Consider the following 20,731-nt stretch of genomic DNA (forward strand, 5'->3'; position numbering starts at 1 on the left):
TACTTCTATTTTTAATTTTCTTGTTTATATGGAACCTGGATACACACAAGTGTGCCTACACCAGGATGTGAATCAATCGTTAGCTCTCCTTCGAGCAGTTCAACTCGTTCACGCATTCCCATTAATCCAAATGAACCTTCTTTTTGGATTGAAGAATCAAAGCCGATTCCGTCATCCTTTATCATTACCATTACGAGCTCAGCGGCAATTGAAAGCTTGACCTGAATATTTTGCGGTTTTGCATGTTTAAGAGCATTCTGAATCGATTCTTGAACCAATCGGAAGAAAGCGACTTCCATGTCAGATGGCAAGCGTTTTTCTTCACCAATATTAATAAAACTTAAATGAACACCCGTATTATAATCTTCGGTTGTTTGCAGATATTTTCTGAGGGTAGGAATCAGTCCCAAATCATCCAGCGCCATCGGTCTTAAATCATAAATAATTCTGCGAACCTCATAAAGTGCGTTTCGTACCATTACTTTTAGGTTACGAATCTCTGCTAAAGCTTCTTCACCACTACGTTCTCGGTAAATTCGATCAATCAGATCCGAACGCATCATCACGTTAGCAAGCATTTGAGCTGGACCATCATGAATTTCACGGGAAAGTTTTTTTCGTTCTTCTTCTTGTGCCTCAATAATCTTTAAACCGAAATCCTGTTTTCTTTTAGCATCTTCAAGTGCCTCCCCAACAAATTTCAAATCGCTCGTTAGGTAATTTAACACCACAGATATTTGAGAAACAAGATGAGCTGCCCGGTCGATTGTTTGTAAAAGACTCTTTAGTCTTCTCTCCAGATCGTCACGCCGATCACGAAGCTGCCTTTCTAACTGACGAGTCATCTGCAAATCTACTTGTAGTTTATGGGCTCGTTCATAGGCATCACGAACTTGTTCTTCAGAAAACTTATCAAAGTGCATACTCACTTCAGACAAACGCTTCCTAGCAAATCTGGCCTTTGTATCCAAGATGTCACTTTCCTCAATCACATCTCCAACTCTGACGCGAATTTGCTCCAGTTCTTTTGCCATTGATTCATAATCTTTTCGGCATTGTTCTTCAATTTCAAAGATATCATCTTTACTGCTTCCCACAGTGCTAATCATGGTTTCTAATATCATGTCCAATGCTTTAACATCGACTTTTTTCATGGACATAGAGACCCCTCCACCTGCACCAACAATTTTCACTGCATCAGTTTTTATATGTCGGTTTATGTACACTTATTTCATTCCTTTTCATTATTAGAAATGTCTCATCCTGTCTACTTGATCAGTTCTTGTCATTTCCAATAGCCAACCATTACAATTTACACACTTACTATTCGAATTGTATCAAAAGAACGTACATTACATCATTAACTAAATATTGTTCAGCTATTTTTGTCGAATTTTCTTGTAATCGGATAGAATCTTCCTATTTTTAAACTTACTAGAAAGTTCTAGTCTATTCTATTATCCTAATGCATTATGTATAAAACAAGCAAATCGAAGGATAAATCATAATTAGTCGATAAAGATAATTATTTTAAATTTGGCAAACGTTGAAACCCTTGGTATTACTGGGTTTTATAAGTAACTGAAATCAAATGTCGAAAAAAATTGATTGATTTTTACGGAAAATATTCTTTTAAGCATATGTAACTAAGTCAATATATATAGGAATTCTTTCATTATATCATGTGAAAACTTACATTATGTTAAGATACCAATACATATTCTTACGGTTTGATTACGGATAGGATAATCAGCAAAATTGATTTGCTCGTATAATCCCTAAGCCTTATACTAAATGAAACAAACGAACGGAAGGGTGACAAAGGATGCTCTCTGAGTATTTAACGGTAAAGGGAACAGCCATTCATGAAATTATTATAGATAAATCACGTTTTATTGCTCATATTTCACGTACTGAGACCGAAGAAGAGGCTCAAGCATTTATCGCCTCCATTAAAAAAAGCCATAAAGATGCCACGCATAATTGTTCAGCCTACTTAATCGGGGAACGTGATCAGATCCAAAAAGCACTTGACGATGGCGAACCAAGCGGCACAGCAGGTATCCCGATTCTTGAGGTGATTCGCAAAAAAGGACTGAAGGATACAACTGTTGTTGTCACACGTTATTTTGGAGGAATAAAACTCGGTGCAGGCGGATTAATTCGTGCATACAGCCGATCAGCATCTGAAGGAATTAACGCTGCAGGTATCGTTGAACGTACACTTATGAAAGTAATGAACGTTCAAATTGAGTATCATTGGCTTGGTAAGCTTGAAAATGAATTACGTGCATCAACATATCTCATTAAAGACATTCAATATCTTGAAAAAGTTTCTGTACTTACTTTTGTAAAAGAAGACCTCGTCGAAACATTTTCTAACTGGATAACAGAACTGACTAACGGACAAGCAGAGCTTACAGAAACAGACACTCAATATCTTGAACAAAGTAAGGCTTAATCGTTTCTCCTTCAACTATTCCTATCTTTAGTATTTTTACCAGTAAACTTCCACATGAAAAAGAGAGATTTATTTTACTCATTGATTAAATCAAGGTAGAATATAATTCGGTATAATTATTACCCCACAGTCGGAATGATTAAACTACTTATATTCTTATACTATGAAAATGACATTCTATGGAATGACTTTTAAAGGAGAAGAAACAATGTCTACTAGAAGACGTGTATATAAAGTGAAAAAAACTAGAAGGAAAAAACGAAGAAAAGCTCTTTTATTTTTCATTCCAATATTGATTCTAGTTCTAGCAGCCTCTTCGTATGCAGCCGTTTTATATACGAAAGCTCAAAATATATTTGATGCATCTTATGAATCAGTTGGTACATCTTCTAAACGAGATGGTGCCGTTAATCCCATGGCAGACAACATATCCATATTGTTTATTGGTGTGGATGACAGCAGTGAGCGAAATTACCAAGGTAACTCCCGTTCAGATGCGTTGATGCTTGCTACTTTCAATAAAAAACAGAAATCAATTAAACTCGTGAGTATTCCTCGTGACTCGAATGTATATATTCCTTCACGAGATACAACGTCAAAAATAAACTCAGCACATGCTTTCGGAGGACCAAAATCAACAATTGAAACAGTCGAGGAGCTATTAGATGTCCCGGTTGATTATTATGTCAGAATGAACTTTAACGCCTTTATTGATGTCGTTGATGCATTAGAGGGTATTGACGTTAATGTCCCTTACGAAATCAACGAAATGGATTCCAACGATAAAAAGGGCGCGATTCATTTAGAACCTGGCCTGCAAACCCTTGATGGTGAAGAAGCCTTAGCTATTGCACGTACTCGTAAGCAGGATAGTGATATCCAGCGCGGAGAACGCCAACAAGAAATTCTCAAAGCAATTGTGGCCAAAGGAACTTCAGTCAGTGCCGTATCAAAATATACCGATGTAATTGAAGCTATTGGAGACAACATGACCACAAACCTTAAATTCAGTGAAATGAAATCTTTCATTGAATATGTAACAACCGACAAAGGTCTAGATATCGAATCCGTCAAACTTGAAGGTACAGATAACACAACGAGCGGAACCTATTACTACGAGTTAGACCCAACTTCCGTCGAAGAAACCAAACAAACACTACAGTCTCACATGAATCTCAAAAACACGACCACCACAGATGAAATAGAAACCTACACCAACTAACAGATCAAGGCTGCCCATAAAAATATGGGCAGCCTTTTTTTTGTATCTCCAAACGGGTCTCAATTCTGCCCGTACTGGAGTTTATTCTTCCCTAACTTGGTTTTATTCTTTCCTTATTCATGTTGATTCTCCCTTAGAAGATCCTGGCTCTATAACCGTTCAATTTGTCTGGTTTGGCTTTTAAAAAAGGGTATCTTTCTCTTTTGGGTTTGGTTCTGAAGGGTTTTTCTTTTGATGACTATTTTGGGCAAGACATGCTTCAGCTTTGCTCCAAAACTAGACTTTTAGCGGGATCCAGTACTGCCATCTGCCATTCTGCCCGTACTGAAATTTTATTCTTCCCTAACTTGGTTTTATTCTTCCCTTATTCACGTTGATTATGCTCGTTCAGTTATTCTGGTTTGGCATTTGATTAATGGTAAAATTAGTATAAGGAATGATTGGAGGGAACTATGAAGAAATGGGAGAAAGCATTAATTAAGGATATGACGGAAGCCTTTAGGCCTGGAGCCGAGTGGATACCCCGTCCAAAGCACCCTCGATTAAAGGTAGCCGCGGTGAAACCGAAGGAAAAACAGACCTAACAGGTCATAGCGACCTATCTCCTTCAACCTAAAAAAGGGAGTCTCCGAATATGGAGACTCCCTTTTGTTTAGGATTTGCTGACTAGTACTTTTTCGTCGTCTTTTTCTGTGTCTGGTTGGTCGTTTTCTTCTTCTTGATCTGATGTGTTTAAGTCTGTCATTGGGATATGGTCAGGGTCGTTGTTTTCGTCCTCTTCAAGTGGTTCGTTGAGGATGTGGCTTAGGATTCGACGATTGTTTTCCATGTCTTGATACGAGAAGATCAGTTTCTTCCTGGAAACGACGTCAGAGCGTTCACGGAAATTCTCTTTAACGACCTCTTCAAGCTTCATGAGCAAGTCTTGTTGAGTGTAGACAATGTCACCTAGGAACGTTTCTTCAATAGGCCTTAAAATTCCATTGGCGAAGAATACATCTTGATCAAAGTGGTAATAAATCACTGGCTTGCCTAGAAGGGTGAAATCGAACGATACAGATGAATAATCTGTAATCATTAAGCTGTTTTCCTTCAAGAGGTCTTGTACCATTTTTGTCCCTAATTCAATTAAATGAATTCTTGGGTTATCAAATGACACATTTTCAATGATATATTGCTGCATCCGATAATGCGGATAGAAGTTTAATTTCAAATCATTTTCTTCAAGGATTTGTTTCAATTCATCGGATTGAAGGAATTTCATGTATTTCTCGAAATACAATGATTCCATTAAACGGTCTTCATTAATGATCCATTCACGCCAAGTTGGGATTAATAAAATCTCCCGTTTAGGCTGATGATTTTCCTGAAGGCGGTCAAAGCGTGACAGTCCAGTTACAATGACATCTTCATTCGTATAGCCGAGTTTACGCTTAACCATCCGTTTTTCATGACCCGATGACACGATAAACAAATCGAAAGGATAACGGTAGTATTTCTTATGATACTCGACATTTTTTCGACCTAATACTCCATGCTGAAGGAAGACCTTCTGTGCATTGCGGTAATTTTTAATTTTAATTCCCTTAAACGGCAGAATATAATCGAGATCATGCGTACCAATTAATCTTGATGCACGCAAGCTCTTCTGAATATGCTCCCGGCTGCCTATATACAGCACGTGTTCTGGATCATTCAAACGTTCGCTGTCGAGCGCGCCCTTTTCAATGACATAATAAATTTCTTTTTCAGGGTAATGTTCGCGCATATATTTAAAGAATTGATAGCCATTATCTTGAGCGGTATCCGGACGTTCACCGACTAACCAGATGTCTTCATTTGTTTCTTTTTCAGCAAATTCTTGAATTTCTGCGTATTGATCCTGTTCGTACATAAAGCTTTCTAGCTTTAGATTTCCTTTAGGTGTCGTTGTGATATGGTATTCAATTACATGATCGGCTTCTTCTTTATTGAAAGTTGCCAACACATCATCCTTGAAATAATCATATTGGTGTAAGCCCAGCTTTAATTTTCTTGTCACCGGACCGCCCTTCATTACGATATAGAAATCCAGGATATCCTTAAATTGAGTGACAAGCGGACTCATATCTTCAAAAGGAATAGAGAAATGGAATGGCTTTTCGCCCTTCTCGTTCATTGCCCCTTCAGTTACCGGGAATTCCAGCACGTCCTCAGTTGCACGGTTTTCTAATACCATCGACAAATTATATTGGAATGAATCCGTGTTTTTATTTGTCTCAAAGTGAGTCATCCCTTGCATGAAGAGTTGGCCGTCTTTAACCTGATAGCTGTCGATATGCTTTTTAAACGGCTGACGGGCATAGACAAAGGAAAGACGCTTATATTTCGTTGTATACAAGCTGCAATAGTAATAATCATCTTCGTTAAAGAAGGTATGTTTTTCTAAGACAGGAATTTCTGTAGCATTATTTATTTTCAAACGGTAATTATAATAGAAACCGTCTTTAAGGTAGCTGATATATAAATCCCAGCGCGTTGCTCGTTCATTCGTATCAAAACCGAAGGCTTCATAATCAATGATTGCCTCAAGTTTCATCTTATCGTTTTCCACATTGTACGTGAAAGGAACGGTTAAATAACTGTTAGCATCACGTTGGCGGATACGAAGAGAGACTTCCGTAATATCTTCAGGAATATAATTTTGAAATTGCTCTTTTTCAAAATCAAGATTTAGTTCAAGCGCTGTTTCTGAAAAATTATACTGTACGTTTGAAGTCGTAATCGCCATATAGGATGTACGAGCATGCAGTTTTCCATTAATGGCATACGATTTATAGCGAATCGCTTCACGGTACCATGGAAGTTGGAAGATTTTTTTATAGGCAGACTCATTACTTTCTCTGACATAACAAGGATAAAAATACTCATGATAATCATAATCAGCCATAATAAAAGCATCCCATTTTCCCTTTGGGAAGAAGGAATAGTCTTCAATATTAAGGGCAGCAGCGAAATCCTCATTGGCAATTTGCATAGGTGCCTTAAGGTACGAACCATTCTTTTTCTTTAACACAAAAAAGAAACGTGCTTCTGGATATTCCTTAACAAAGAACTCATGATGAATTTTCCCTTGAACAATCAGTTCTTGGCCATCGAAATCGATTTGTTTTACCATATTTGGTATATCAAAGATGGTTGCGATGTCATGCTTATAACCCACTTTAAAAAACGCCCTGCGGTGTCGGTCATAACGGAGCTGAAAGACAAAATGGTCATTTTCAAAGTATGGACGTGAAGTCGTTTCGCCAAACTCTTCATCTAGACGGACATTGAACAGCTTCTTGCCAATTTCAACAAAAAGATCATAGCTCCGTCTGCTTTCTTCAAAATAGATATCACTTTTGGTAATTTCGAAAAGATACACAATGCTGTCCTGTCTTGTTTCCATAACAGAGCCTGTCTGCGTATAGACAACTTCTTTGCTTCTATTTCTGAACAATAAGGTCAAAGGACGACTGCTGTTTTTACCCGCGTATTTCTTGCGGACTTCAATCTGGAATGAAATCATTTCATCTTGGTCGACCATTTTTTCCATTTCCACATACGGCAGATAATGATGAATAACATATTCCTTTAAATCCTGAAGTTTTTTTCCATAGACTCTTTTCAACTTTTTCTTAAGGCGTTTGGCGAACTTAGTGAGCGTACTAATTGTAGGTGCCTCCTTTAATAATCTTCGGTTTATTAACTCTAGGTGTTTCGGTAACCACGCGTGAAAAAAGAACCTCCACTCGTATATATCATACAATCTGGAGGTACTTTAAAGTGTATTAGGATTTATTTTTTGCATTCGTACCTTTACCATTTATCATCTTTAAAATCGGCTGATAATGCTCGCCGATCAATCCGAGCTTTTCAACCATAATTTCAATCGTAATTAATAGAATTGAAATCAGCAGGAGCGCACCCCAGATGGTCGCATACGAAAAAATAATCGCAGCTAACCCAAAGGTTGCAGCAAGTGCATAAATTAGAATAACTGTTTGACGATGCGTAAATCCGAGATTAATAAAACAATGATGTAAATGTGATTTATCTGGTGCAGATATAGGTTGTTTATTTACCAATCGACGAATAATGGCAAAGAAGGTATCTGAAATGGGCACACCTAGAATAATAATCGGAACGATTAACGAAATCATTGTTACGTTTTTGAATCCCAACAGGGAGAGAACGGCAATGATATAGCCAAGAAACATCGAGCCCGTGTCACCCATAAAAATCTTAGCAGGGTGAAAATTATATTTAAGAAATCCAAGTGTACTTCCTGTTACGATTAACGCAATCGTTGCTACGAACATATCACCTTTAATCACTGCCATAACGGCAACGGTAATTAAAGCGATGGATGAAACGCCTCCAGCCAAACCATCTAACCCATCGATCAGGTTAATCGCATTCGTGATTCCAACGATCCAAATAACCGTAATTGGAATACTTAAAACGCCAAAATGAATTTGACCTTCAAACGGAAGGTTAATAAAGCTTACTTCGATTCCGCCGCCAATCACAATAATGAGTGCAGCGACGATTTGTCCCAAGAACTTGGCACTAGCCCGTAGTTCATAGATATCATCAAATATTCCTATTAAAATAATAATGAGTGCACCTATAATAAATGGAGCAACGCTCATACTTGGCGCAAGCTCATTACCAAAAAGGAAATACGTCATTAAAAAGGTGACTAAGAAACTTATAAATATAGCTAAACCGCCCATACGCGGCATAATCTTCACATGTACTTTACGTTCATTTGGTTTATCAGTAGCGCCCCATTTAAAGGCCAGTCTGCCCACAAACGGTGTCAGCACTATTGACAAAATAAATGCTGTCAACAAGGCCACTGCCAGCATAGAACCCACCTCTTAAATTAGGATAAAAACGGAATGCAAAAAAAAATATGCACTGCTCGTCTTTTTATTTCAAGCTTACTTACAGATTATATATGTTTTCTTCGTAAATCTCTATAAAAATATTCCCAAATCCCGTTATTTGTAAATAATAACCTATTTTTGTAAACAGACCTATTAGTCTCTGATACCTATACCCATACTCAATTGAAAGAAACCTGTTTGTGAAAATCCCTTTCAAAATAATAGACGTAAAGAGTATTGGATAGGTTTCACTTACGCTTACTTAACACCTTAAGGGCAAATTTGGGCAGTACCAGCATCCGTTTCCAGCGTGATGGCTGTTGAATGAGCCGATACATCCATTCTAGGTTTAACTTCTGCCAGATGGCCGGCGCCCGGTTTACTTTTCCTGCAATCACATCGAAGCTGCCCCCGACTCCCATAAACAGACCCTTCTCAAACAGCGGGTTATGAAGTGTAACCCATTCTTCTTGTCTAGGGAAGCCTAGTGCCGTAATGATAATATCAGGCTTCACAGCTGCTATAGAAGCCGCCAGCTCTGCGTCATCAACTGAGATATAGCCATGATGATATCCAGCTAAGGTCATGTTCGGATAGTCTCTCTGAAGAATCCCCGCTGCTTTTTCAATCACATTCTGTTCGGCTCCAAGAAAATAGACTCTGTATGCATGTTGATCTGCCAACTTAAGCAAATCATGCAAAAGATCAAAACCAGTAATTCGCTCTATTAATGGTTGTTTCATCAGTTTGGAAGCCATAATAATGCCGATTCCGTCCGGCACAATATAATCGGCATTCATTAAAATATCTTTGTACTCTTGATGTGCATTTGCATACTCCACAATTTCTGGATTTGCCGTAACAACAAATGTTTTTTCGTTTCTGCTGATTCTTTGATTCATATCCTTTACCAATTGGTCCTTCGTTGTGTTGATAAAAGGAATGGATAAAACATCCACAATATGTTGTTTCATAATTATCTGCCCTTCTTCTTGTCCAAATATTCTATAACTATCTTACAGGGAATGTGTATACAAATAAATAATATATTACTTTCTCTGCAGTACCTGCTGTCCGTCCATAAAAAGAAGCTGCCTCGATTCTGAGACAGCTTCCTTTTTATACTTGTGCCTGGCTGCGTTTTGCCATCTGATCTTCCCGGTATTTTTTCTTTTCGAGGTCGTTCATGGCTTTATAATCCTTCAAGAACTTCTCATACTGCGGCATAACTTCGGAGATTGGACCAAACGCCCGAACTTCTCCATATTCCAGCCACAGTGCCTTTTGACAGAATCGTTTCATTTGTCCAAGTGAATGACTGACAAAGAACATTGTTTTACCTTGTTCTTTAAATTCATTCATTTTATCGAGGCATTTTTCTGCAAAAGCTTTATCACCGACAGATAATGCTTCATCAATAATCATCACGTCTGGATCGATATGGATTGAAATCGCGAAACCAAGCCGTGATTTCATCCCGCTTGAATACGATTTAACTGGCTGATCAATAAACTTCCCAAGTTCAGAAAACTCAATAATACCTGGTTCAAGTTCCGTAATTTCTTGTTTATTGAAACCAAGCATTAACAGCTTAAGTTCAATATTTTCACGGCCGCTCAACTGATTATTCAGACCAGACGCCACCGCAATGAGTGCCGTTTTCCCTTGAATCTCAATGTCACCGCTGGTTTCAGGTACGATACCTGCAATAATATTGGAAAGAGTGGATTTTCCGGAACCATTGACACCGACAAACCCAATGATATCTCCTTTTTCAGCTTCAAAGCTGACATTGCGCAGGGCAAAGTAATCTTCGCCATACTCTTTTGAAAGAAAAACATCTTTAAGCTTGTCCGAGTTGTTTTTATATAATTTATATTTTTTCGTCACATTTTTGACGACTACTGATTTTGTCATTCGCTCACTTCCATTATAAGAAATCAATAAAGTGCTTCCTAAATTTCACGTGCAAGGCCGAACCAATCAACAACATAACCACTACAACTCCCCAGAAATAAAGGGAATACGTACTCCAGATATACCAACCATCACCAAGCAGAGCTGCCCGATATCCTTCGATCAGATAAAATAGCGGGTTAACCATCATTAATGTTAATGCCCAATCTGGTAAGTGTAAATATGGAGACCAAAGAATTGGTGTGACATAGAGAAGAACTCTCATCAGCGATTGAACGAGCATTTGTACATCACGGGCAATCGTAGAAAGCGTCGATGTAATTAAGGACAAAGCAATCAAAAAAATCACCGTTGAAAGCATGAAATAAGGGAGCTGGATAAAATAAATCGATATTGGATACCCTGTAAACTGCAATACAATTGCTGTAAGAGAAATCAGTGCCACATGTGGATAAAACTTAGAAATAATCACATAGGTAGGAATGACACTTAAAGGAAAATTCATCTTCGAAACCATTTTAATTCGCGAGTAAATCGCCTTTGAACCTTGAGTAATGGAAGGATTAACAAAAAACCAAACAAGCAGGCCGATAATCATCCAGATAAAAAATGGTACTTCACCTATATCATCAGTTTGCTTAATCCCAATCCCGAAAACAAAGTAGAAGACGACAACTTGAATCGCCGGATTAAGAAGTTCCCATAACATGCCCAAATAATTATTCTTATTTGTACTTTTCATTTCATAGAGCGATAAACGCTGTATAAGATAGAAATTCTGTATCTGTTCTTTAATAACTGTAGTAAGAAAACTCATTCATTGTGGTCCTTCCTGGTAATTTTGAAAAAAACATCTGTTTTCTTCAAGATTGATGGCACGTACCCTAGCGGTCATGCCACAACGTCATTATACGTAATCCACTTTTTATTCACAACCATTATCCACAAGAACCCGATGTTATCAAACAAAAGGCCTGTATTCACAGGCCTGGTTCATCCTATTAATCTTGAAACACTTCATCAACAACACGTTTTGTTGATTCTCCGGACTCAAGATAACAAAACTTATTATAGAATTCTTCAAATGATTCATCTAGTTCAAATCCAGCTGCTTCCAAGCGTTTGACTTCAGCAATAATTCCGTCTGTAGTTTTCGTTAGCAGGCCTGGTGCTTTTTCTTCAAAATTAAAGTAAAAACCGCGCAGATTATCTCGATAATCTTCAATGTCATACACAAAGAAAATCATCGGTCTTCTAAGATTTGCATAGTCGAAAAAGACAGAAGAGTAATCTGTCATGAGGATATCAGAGATTAGATATAACTCACGAATATCTTCTAAGTGTGAAAAATCATAGGCAAATCCTTCATATGGACTAAGATCCATGTTTTCTGCAACTAAGTAATGCATACGCATGATCACAATATACGAATCACCCAGCTCATCGCGCATTTGATTCAGATCCATCTCCAAATCAAATTTATATTTCCCTTTTGCATAAAATTGATTATCCCGCCAAGTCGGTGCATAGAGAATAATTTTCTTATCTTCCGGCAAATTAAATTTGTTTTTTAACGCTTGAATGGTTTTTTCATTATTTGCTTGATGCAAGTAATCATTTCTAGGGTAACCCGATTCAATCATCTTCCGATTAAATTGGAAGGCACGGGCAAAGATTTCTGAAGAGTAAGCATTTGGAGATACCAGGTAATCCCAATTACTCGCTTCTTTAAGGAAATTCTCCTTATATTTTGCCGTGTTCGTGCCAGGCATATGCACTTCTTCCATATCTGCTGCCAGTCTTTTCAGCGGCGTCCCATGCCAGGTTTGCAGATAAGTCGTATGCTTCGGTTTTGGAATCCAAAGAGGGAACCGACTGTTATTAACCCAGTATTTTGCCCCTGTCATTAAAAATAGCCACTGTACGGAAAAACGTCTTACGTAAGGAATTCCTTTTTCTTCAAACATCTTAGAATACGCTCGGTCCACACTCCAGATTAACCGATAATCTGAATGATGCTCCGCCATATACTCATAGATTGCCCGCGGGCTGTCACTATACTGTTTGCCAAGAAAGCTTTCAAACATGACCAGCTTTTTATTAGCTGGGCGGTGGCCCAACAATTTAAACATTTTTTTGTACACTTTTTGCAGAACATTACTGCGTCTGAACTTCACCCATTTTGATTTCAAAGTAGTACTAACCTCTTTTTTAAAGTTGTATTTTCCAACACTCAGTGAAAGAAACTTAGAATCTTTCGTAGTTTTTATTCTAAGTTGTATTTTTTCAGAGTTTGGCTTTAAAATCAATTTATTTTTATAAGGCTTATTTATGGTTGCTTTTATTCGAGAACTTTGGATGCTTTCGACAAATCCATTTTGCTCATATTCTAACTCTAAATAGAACTTAAAAAACTTCTGATTCGGTAATTCAAGATATGGTAAGACATCAAAGGTACCACTAAACCCAAACTCTTTTACCATCTTACCCGAATCTGTAGTTTCTGAATCTTTCCCTTCGTTAAAAGAAATCGGTAAAGAAATGATTTCATCATTTAGACTATTTTTAATCAGTATCCGAACCTGTTTGATTATATATGCATTGTCTACACAAAGCGGAGGAAAATGAAAATGGCCTGCAAACCTAAACTGTCCTTGTTTCAATAACTCTATCTCTTCTATAGAGGCAAATAACTTATACGCAGTGACATAATACGATAAGTTCCCTTTTTTCGTTGCTGCTGGGTAAAGCATTTTTTGGTTGCCCGAAAAAACCGCTGCATGCCTAGTCAACTTAAGATCTCTCGTTCGAATCCTCGTTCTCATTGGAATGGAATCAACTTGCCTCAAGATGTAGACATTCCAGACTTCACCTTCTATGGATTTAAGCATGTACTCAATGGTTGACATGTCAACGTATAGCAGGTGAAATTCTCCAGATGGTCGTACCTCTCTTATTTCCATCGTCCGTTCTTCATCCGTCAATCGATTGACCATCAAAAATGAATAGCTCTCAGCATCTCTTAAAAACGATTCCTTCAAAGAGACAACCATCGTATACATATCATTTTCAAAACTAATGTGATATAAATTTCTATTTTTTAAGGCCCCAGCTTCCATGTTTCGGTTTTCCTCTCTCCTTTGGTTTACTGATCTAAAAATAGATCCTTTGAACCATTTTATCGCCTTAATAGTAAATAATTCTTACATTATTTTTCACATCTTAAAGTCAGTCATATCAAGAGCTGAACCCTCTTAATCAATCGATTGATTAAATTAATTTATTCTATTATATATTTACATTATCATTATTCACAATACTTTTTCCTATATAATCCAATAGTTTCGTAGGTACAAAGAATCAAAAAAGATTTTTCGTCACACAAACTATTATCCTATGATAAGATATTTAATGGAAATATACCCAATTAATTATGTAAAACCCTTTATTTCCTAAAGAAAAATATTTGGAGGTTATTATGCAAAAAACTCTTTATGTATTACTTGCTTTTAGTTTATTGTTTTCAGTTGCTCCGCTCCCCAGTTCGGTTCTGGCGAACGATGCTGATCGTCAGACCACAGAAACACCCACACAAATGGATGTTTATTCAGACTCTGAAGGAAAAGAAATGTTACAAACTATTTCTAGTGAAATGGAATTCACGCTTCTTGAATCAGGGACAGAATTTTCAAAGATCAGCTTTTTAGATAATGAAAGCAACGAAACAATCGTTGGTTACATCCGTTCACTTACCACTCGTGAAAACACCGAAACAACGAACCCCTCACTGCCAATGGATGAGAAAATCGAAACACAGCAAAAGACCAGTTCTACACTAAGCTTAAAAAAGTCTACCCTAGCTGTGGCAACTGCAACGATTAAAGGTGTTGCATTGAACAGCCCAACTAATATCTACCAAACAAACGACACAAACTCAAACGTATTAAAAAGCTATGCACAAGGTACACTGCTTACATACTCGGAAAGCAACCATTCTGATTTTTATCAGGCGACCGTATATGTCAACGGTGTCGCTGTAACCGGATATATTTATAAACATGATGTTGAACTTCCGGTCAGCAATCCGCAAAACATTAAAGGCGTTGCTATAAAGAACCCTACGGTCATTTATGCGAAAGCTTCTGCAGGTTCAAAAGGAATCAAAACTTATGCACAAGGCTCTAACCTAACCTATAAACCCTATATAACTGGCTGGTATCAAGCGACCGTTTATATAAATAGTAAGGCTGTTACCGGTTATATCGATGCAAAAGATGTAACGGTACCTACACCTTCTCCAATTGCTCAAAAAGGGATTGGTTTAGCCGCACCCACAGCCGTTTATGCTAAAGCATCTGAAACAGCTAAGATACTTAAAAAGTACGTTCAAGGCTCCATTTTGAGTTATGAGACCTTTATTGCCGGCTGGACAAAGGCAACAGTCACTATTAACGGGAAAAAGAACACAGGCTATATAAAGGAAGCAGACCTACAGCCATTGCTGGCTGATAGAGGTGAAAGCAGCAAAGGGATTGGCCTTGTACAACCTACAGCCATCTATACAAAGGCTGCTGAAAGTTCGAAAGTCTTAAAAACATATGCACAAGGAACTGTATTACAATATAAAACGTTATCCAAGGACTGGAATGAAGTAACGGTTTACGTGAATGGAAAAGCAACAACAGGTTATCTTAAAACAAAAGACCTTGAAGACGCATGGTCTTCTAGCCAAATTCTAAAAGGATTCGCTTTAAAGAGTCCTACAAACATTTATTCAAAAGCAGCAGTTAGTTCTAAGGTTTTAAAAACCTATAAAATGCGGACCGTACTCAGCTACCGGGAGCTGTCTGCTAACTGGTTTGTATGTACGGTGACGGTTAATGGTAAAAAAGTGACCGGATATATCCACGCAAATGACGTCAAAGGCGTTTCTTATTACGACTTATCTATTGATCAAGCTGTTGCGATGCAAATGAAAGTTAACCCGCAAACTGATTCTTCTGGTTCATGGAAATCAGCAACTGCGGTACAAACGGAATATTATTTAAATCCAACGAATTTTTTACAAACAACATCATCCTTTTATCAGTTTCTAGACCTTTCCTCTGTTGCTGGAACGAATGCAAATGAATTAAACAGCACCGTTTTAAAAAACAAAGGCATTTTAAGCGGACAAGCTAGTTCGTTTATCTCAGCAGCAAAAACGTACGGAATTAATGAAATCTATTTAATTAGCCACGCTTTGCTTGAAACAGGTCATGGGAATTCTTCTTTAGCAAATGGAATAGTGGTTTCAAAAGTGGACGGTAAAGCCGTAACACCTAAGAAGGTTTATAATATGTACGGCATCGGTGCTGTAGATAGATGCCCAGAACAATGCGGTTCCGAATACGCTTATACAGCAGGCTGGTTTACTCCGGAAGCGGCGATTATCGGCGGTGCCAAATTTATCGGCAACGGCTACATCAATGCAGGACAAAATACCTTATACAAAATGCGCTGGAACCCTGAAAAAATGGTCGCTAATGGGTATGCCACGCATCAATATGCATCAGATATTGGATGGGCAGTAAAACAAACGGTACAGATTGCCAATATGTACAGTCAGTTGTCCAAATACAATTTAACTCTGGAAATTCCAAATTACTTGAATAATAACTAACTAGATTCGATCCTCAGGCATTGGGCCTGAGGATATTTTTTCGACAATTCCTTCTATATTCTTGAATGCAAGCTAGAAACCAAGTAAACTGTAATAGTTATCCGAAATTTTTATAATTTTAATCCAGCAATGTAATTTTTTTACTGTTTATTTGTAAATAGAATGAGTTATAATGAAGTATTAACATATACTGTTAGCTACTTGTGTATTCAACTGTCGAAATAGATGCCGCCTGGGATTTACAGGGTTCCACCATACATTACATCCATTTAAAATAGGATATACAGGAGGAAGAAGCATGAAAAAAGTAATCACATATGGTACTTTTGATTTATTGCACTGGGGCCATATAAATCTATTAAAGCGGGCTAAAGCCCTTGGCGATTACCTAGTAGTAGCCATCTCAACTGATGAATTTAATGACTTAAAAAATAAAAAAGCTTACCATAGTTTTGAAAACCGTAAAATGATCCTTGAAGCCATTCGCTATGTAGATGAAGTTATTCCCGAGAATACATGGGAACAGAAAAAAGATGATATTATTCGTGAGGGAATTGACATCTTTGTGATGGGTGATGATTGGGAAGGGAAGTTCGACGAACTAGCTGCGTATTGCGATGTTGTCTATCTTCCAAGAACAATTGGCATCTCAACAAGTATGATCAAAAAAGACCTGACTAAAGTTAAAGTTCAAAATGGCTAGAGAAATCGCCATCAGGCTTTATCTACACACCTTTAGTATCCTTTTTTCCATTTTTAGCATCCTTCCATTAAAGTCAAAGGCTGTGTTTGTTACTTCCTTTGGCGACAATACACAATATATTTTAGATGAAATGGACAAGCAGGAGTTAACATGGAAACGAGTTATTTTACGAACGTCTACTAGTAAAATAAAAGGCGAAGACGATGGTCATACCATCGTCTTTAACTTTGAAACGAAGAATATCATCCATCTACTTCTCTCGATTTATCATCTGGCAACAGCAAAACGAATTATTGTTGATAATTACTTCGGCTTTTTAGCTGCTATCTCTTTCCGACCAGGCGTTACCTGTACACAAATTTGGCATGCAGCTGGAGCCATTAAGAAATTTGGATTAACAGATCCTTCTATCGCGGAGCGGACACCTGCCGCTAAGCAACGATTTATAAACGTCTACAAGATGTTTGATCATGTAGTAGCCGGCTCTGATGTAATGGCAGATATCTTTAAAGAAAGCTTTGGTTTGAGTGACAAACACTTCCTTTATACAGGGATTCCTAGAACCGATTTCTTCTTTAATCAACCTGCACTTACTGAAGCACAGCGCATATTGACTAGCAAATATCCCGAATGGGCTGATAAAAAAACGATTCTTTATGCACCTACATTCCGAAACCAGACCCTACATTCCGGCAAGATTGCTCTCGACATCGATTTGCTATACCGCGAACTTAGCCAAAAAGGATATGTCTTACTGCTAAAACTTCACCCTGCCGTAACCGCAGATGTTGAACTCGAATCAGCCTATCCAGGGTTCGTACATAATTTATCTGACTACCCTGATATGAACGAACTACTGCTGGCAGCCGATTGTCTCGTCACTGACTACTCATCCATTCCGTTTGAATATTCTTTCCTTGGAAAACCCATGTATTTTTATGCTTACGACTTGGAAGAATATCAGCAGGAACGAGGCTTTTGGGAGGATTACACCACCTCCATGCCAGGTCCCGTTTCACAAACAACAAACGAACTAATTGAACACATCAAGCGGAACGGCATTGATCAAAAGCAATTAATCGCCTTTAATCAAAAATGGAATCACTATTCCACTGGCCAATCCAGCAAAAACCTCGTTGATTTTCTTTTTAACAATGAATGACTTCAGGCTGTCGAGAACCCTCGACGGCTTTTTATTATTCAGTCAGCGGAAGTTTTCATCCTCATCACCTTTGCATAGAAATTCTTCTGTTTTGCACAGCATGACTTCGTGATGCTTAAAATACCCAGGCTCAAGATTGGTTTGTCTTTTAAAAATAGGGTATCTTTCCTTTATGTCTTCAACTTCGTTATAGCCTTCCGCACAGAAAAGTGCCTGAAGCGCACACAATAGTCCGGTTCCGCACATACTTAAGCTCCAAGCGCACATAAACTCTCCCGTTCCGCACATAACAAATGCCGAGGTGATTAACACACTCCAGCTGCACAGATTTAAAGACCGGTTTGTCTTTTTTTAAAATAGGGTATCTTTCTTTTTTGTCTTCAACTCGCCTTTTGCACAGAAAATCCTTAGTTTTGCACACTTTTTGGCCGCTTCTGCACAGGTTTAAGCTCCATTTGCACAGAAATTCTTCTGTTTTGCACAGGTTTCCCTCTGTTCTGCACAGTATGGATACCAAGATACCCAAAACACCCCAGCTGCGCAGGCTCAAAGATTGGTTTGTCTTTTAAAATAGAGTTTCTTTCTTTTTTGTCTTCAATTTGCCTTTTGCACAGAAATTCTTCAAGATGCCCCAGAAACGCGGGTTCAATTTAAATCAAGAAAACCCCGCAGACTTAAATCTGCGGGGTTTTCCTTTACTTTTTGTAGCGTGGTACGTCGTATGTGATGGTGTAGCTGTCGAGTAATTTATAGAGTTCGATGTAGTATTTGGTTTGTTTGGCTGCCCAGCCAATATCTGAGGCATATTGGTGGTAGGCTCTCCGATTGGCATCCATATAGTCTGGATTCCATCTCATTTTATAAATGGTATCTTGCCCTTCATGGATATAATCCTCTGCAGCATAGCGAGCGCCTTCAATGATGGCTTTATCCACGCTCGTCCATCCCTCATTGAATGCTCGTCGTGCTCCGCATTCCAACGCACAGGTGTCATAGGCACCGATTCCATACATATTGTAGACTTTCTTTTCGTAGTTCTTAGCATCGTCCGGGAGAATGTCAATTTCCTTTTCAACCACCTGTTTGCCTTTTATATTTACGGTTGTATAAACAGGTTTCCCTTTACTATCCAACTTGGCCTTCACTTTTATTCCCTTTGAAAGTCTTGACGTTCCTTTTCCCGTTTCCAATGAGGAATGAGCGAGTAAGTAGATTTCGTTAATGCCATATTTAAAGCCTGCCTTAATAAAAGCATCAGCCCGGTTCTTTAAAATTCCTCGTTCAAATAAAATTTTCTGATTAATCTCAGCAGGATTTAATCCAGCAAAATCGGAAAGCTTAACAAATTGATAAAAATCTGGTGTACCCTTTTTCACCTGCTCTGGATTCAGGTAGTGTTTAGTATCTGCAGATGATGCGTTCACCCATCCAGTTTGAACCTTATACCATAGCTCTTTATCATCTGACACTTTAAAACCTAGAATTTTCACCTTCGTCTTCTTAGGTAAGGTGGCAAGTGTACGCGAAACTGTACTTGTTCCCGCTTTAATCACTGTCTTCTCCAGCATAGCACCACTGTTAATATTTTTCGAATCGAGTTTGACACTGACCGCGGGAATATAGGCAGAATATTTTTTATCTGTCTGTGGGTTCACTTTCATCTGAGCGGCCAACGCTTCGTTAAGTGTTATTCCATAATTCGTGTAGGTAACCTGTTCTTTTTTTGCTTTCTTATCAAGCTTGACGGTTAGCTGTGCCGTCGCTTTTTTTTCATAATACTCGACCTTAATAATATGTATCCCTGCACTTAGAGCTATTTCTACATTAAATGTCTGCACATTGTCCTTCCACTGATCCACTTTCTTCACACCATCCACATAAATGCGGATTCCATCATCAGCACCTCCGCTCAGCAGGTACGTGCCGCTTTTGGTAATATTCGTCCGCTTTTCAAAAACAGCTGAAAATTGGTTAGCTGGAATACTAGGGTCTGGCGAACCTGTTCCCCAGTTAGCATCTAGCGCAGAGAACTGCTTCTTCACAGCTTTCCCCGTTAAGTTCTGCTTACTATAAAACGTTGCTCCCCATTTTTCTAAAGGGGTGACTGAAGCCGCCTCTTTAATATTGACTTTAAGTTTCGCATTTTTTCCTATGTTATAATACTCCACTCTAATTGTATGGTTTCCTTTTGTCAGCTTTACCTGCTTTTCGAAATTGCGCTCTCCAGCCTTCCACTCATTTACCTTTCGTTTTCCATCCACATAAATCCGCAGTCCATCATCCGCTTTTCCCATCAGGACATAGGTAGTAGTTTTAGAAACCGTCATTTTCTTTTCAAAAGTGGCTGAGAACTTGCTGCTGGGAATCTTCTTGGCTGGTGATTTGGATCCCCAAGAAAAATTTATCGAATTAACAGTGCAGCTCACCTTCGCACCCTTAAAATTCACCGTTGGATAATACACTGCCCGCCAATTTTCACTACCCTGTGCTTGCGATTCAATCGAGTAACCAAAGACCATTAATAAAGTAAACAACGATACTAGCAAACATTTTTTGATAACTTACTCACTCCTAATTCCTAGTTTCCTCCCATTATCTACTAAAATAGTTACTTTGTTAACCACTTTTTGACAATTAATCAGTTTTTTCGTGATAATTTGTGCCTAAAAACAAGGATATTAATAGGAT

General features: G+C 38.2%; 15 protein-coding genes. 6 read left to right on the top strand and 9 right to left on the bottom strand.

Annotated features, from left to right (window positions below; genetic code table 11):
* Nucleotides 1-11 precede the first annotated feature (11 nt).
* Nucleotides 12-1,160: a sensor histidine kinase gene (locus MHI18_RS09985; RefSeq protein ID WP_340847204.1), complete on the bottom strand. Its 1,149-nt coding sequence runs from the start codon at nt 1,158-1,160 to the stop codon at nt 12-14.
* Between the two features lie 665 nt (nt 1,161-1,825).
* On the opposite strand from MHI18_RS09985, the gene MHI18_RS09990 reads away from it, so the two are divergent.
* The 3 genes from MHI18_RS09990 to MHI18_RS10000 all read left to right on the top strand — a co-directional run bounded on the left by MHI18_RS09990 (nt 1,826) and on the right by MHI18_RS10000 (nt 4,267).
* Nucleotides 1,826-2,461, top strand: a complete 636-nt coding sequence (locus MHI18_RS09990) for a YigZ family protein (RefSeq protein ID WP_340847205.1) — start codon at nt 1,826-1,828, stop codon at nt 2,459-2,461.
* Nucleotides 2,462-2,669: 208 nt separating this feature from the next.
* Nucleotides 2,670-3,683: an LCP family protein gene (locus MHI18_RS09995; RefSeq protein WP_340847206.1), complete on the top strand. Its 1,014-nt coding sequence runs from the start codon at nt 2,670-2,672 to the stop codon at nt 3,681-3,683.
* Nucleotides 3,684-4,135: 452 nt separating this feature from the next.
* Nucleotides 4,136-4,267, top strand: a complete 132-nt coding sequence (locus MHI18_RS10000) for a hypothetical protein (RefSeq protein ID WP_340847207.1) — start codon at nt 4,136-4,138, stop codon at nt 4,265-4,267.
* Nucleotides 4,268-4,335: 68 nt separating this feature from the next.
* Here MHI18_RS10000 and MHI18_RS10005 read toward each other — a convergent pair whose 3' ends face one another.
* The 6 genes from MHI18_RS10005 to MHI18_RS10030 form a co-directional block, all read right to left on the bottom strand.
* Entirely contained in the window at nt 4,336-7,335 is a 3,000-nt protein-coding gene (locus MHI18_RS10005) for a CDP-glycerol glycerophosphotransferase family protein (RefSeq protein ID WP_340847208.1), read from the bottom strand.
* Nucleotides 7,336-7,495: 160 nt separating this feature from the next.
* The gene (locus tag MHI18_RS10010; RefSeq protein WP_340847209.1) at nt 7,496-8,578 is read right to left on the bottom strand and encodes a glycosyltransferase family 4 protein; all 1,083 of its coding nucleotides are present in this window, start codon (nt 8,576-8,578) and stop codon (nt 7,496-7,498) included.
* Between the two features lie 269 nt (nt 8,579-8,847).
* Nucleotides 8,848-9,573 (bottom strand): WecB/TagA/CpsF family glycosyltransferase, encoded by a 726-nt coding sequence (locus tag MHI18_RS10015; RefSeq protein ID WP_340847210.1) that lies wholly within the window; start codon nt 9,571-9,573, stop codon nt 8,848-8,850.
* 145 nt (nt 9,574-9,718) lie between these two features.
* Nucleotides 9,719-10,516: a teichoic acids export ABC transporter ATP-binding subunit TagH gene (gene tagH, locus MHI18_RS10020; protein WP_340847211.1), complete on the bottom strand. Its 798-nt coding sequence runs from the start codon at nt 10,514-10,516 to the stop codon at nt 9,719-9,721.
* Between the two features lie 13 nt (nt 10,517-10,529).
* Nucleotides 10,530-11,333 carry an ABC transporter permease gene (locus tag MHI18_RS10025; protein ID WP_340847212.1) on the bottom strand — a complete coding sequence of 268 codons (804 nt, stop codon included), beginning with the start codon at nt 11,331-11,333 and terminating at the stop codon, nt 10,530-10,532.
* A 184-nt stretch (nt 11,334-11,517) separates the two neighbouring features.
* Nucleotides 11,518-13,635 carry a CDP-glycerol glycerophosphotransferase family protein gene (locus MHI18_RS10030; RefSeq protein WP_340847213.1) on the bottom strand — a complete coding sequence of 706 codons (2,118 nt, stop codon included), beginning with the start codon at nt 13,633-13,635 and terminating at the stop codon, nt 11,518-11,520.
* Nucleotides 13,636-13,994: 359 nt separating this feature from the next.
* Between MHI18_RS10030 and MHI18_RS10035 the strand changes: the two genes are divergently transcribed.
* The 3 genes from MHI18_RS10035 to MHI18_RS10045 all read left to right on the top strand — a co-directional run bounded on the left by MHI18_RS10035 (nt 13,995) and on the right by MHI18_RS10045 (nt 18,043).
* Nucleotides 13,995-16,178: an N-acetylglucosaminidase gene (locus tag MHI18_RS10035; RefSeq protein WP_340847214.1), complete on the top strand. Its 2,184-nt coding sequence runs from the start codon at nt 13,995-13,997 to the stop codon at nt 16,176-16,178.
* A gap of 298 nt (nt 16,179-16,476) precedes the next feature.
* Entirely contained in the window at nt 16,477-16,881 is a 405-nt protein-coding gene (tagD, locus tag MHI18_RS10040; RefSeq protein ID WP_340847215.1) for a glycerol-3-phosphate cytidylyltransferase, read from the top strand.
* Complete coding sequence (locus tag MHI18_RS10045) at nt 16,874-18,043, top strand: CDP-glycerol glycerophosphotransferase family protein (protein WP_340847216.1); 1,170 nt, start codon at nt 16,874-16,876, stop codon at nt 18,041-18,043. Before tagD ends, MHI18_RS10045 begins: the two co-directional genes overlap by 8 nt.
* A 42-nt stretch (nt 18,044-18,085) precedes the next feature.
* On the opposite strand, the gene MHI18_RS10050 is transcribed toward MHI18_RS10045, so the two are convergent.
* The gene (locus MHI18_RS10050) at nt 18,086-18,355 is read right to left on the bottom strand and encodes a hypothetical protein (protein ID WP_340847217.1); all 270 of its coding nucleotides are present in this window, start codon (nt 18,353-18,355) and stop codon (nt 18,086-18,088) included.
* Nucleotides 18,356-18,738: 383 nt separating this feature from the next.
* Nucleotides 18,739-20,577 (bottom strand): PA14 domain-containing protein, encoded by a 1,839-nt coding sequence (locus tag MHI18_RS10055; RefSeq protein ID WP_340847218.1) that lies wholly within the window; start codon nt 20,575-20,577, stop codon nt 18,739-18,741.
* Nucleotides 20,578-20,731: the final 154 nt, after the last annotated feature.

Source organism: Peribacillus sp. FSL H8-0477 (assembly GCF_038002765.1).
In the GTDB taxonomy this organism is placed as follows: Bacteria; Bacillota; Bacilli; order Bacillales; family DSM-1321; genus Peribacillus.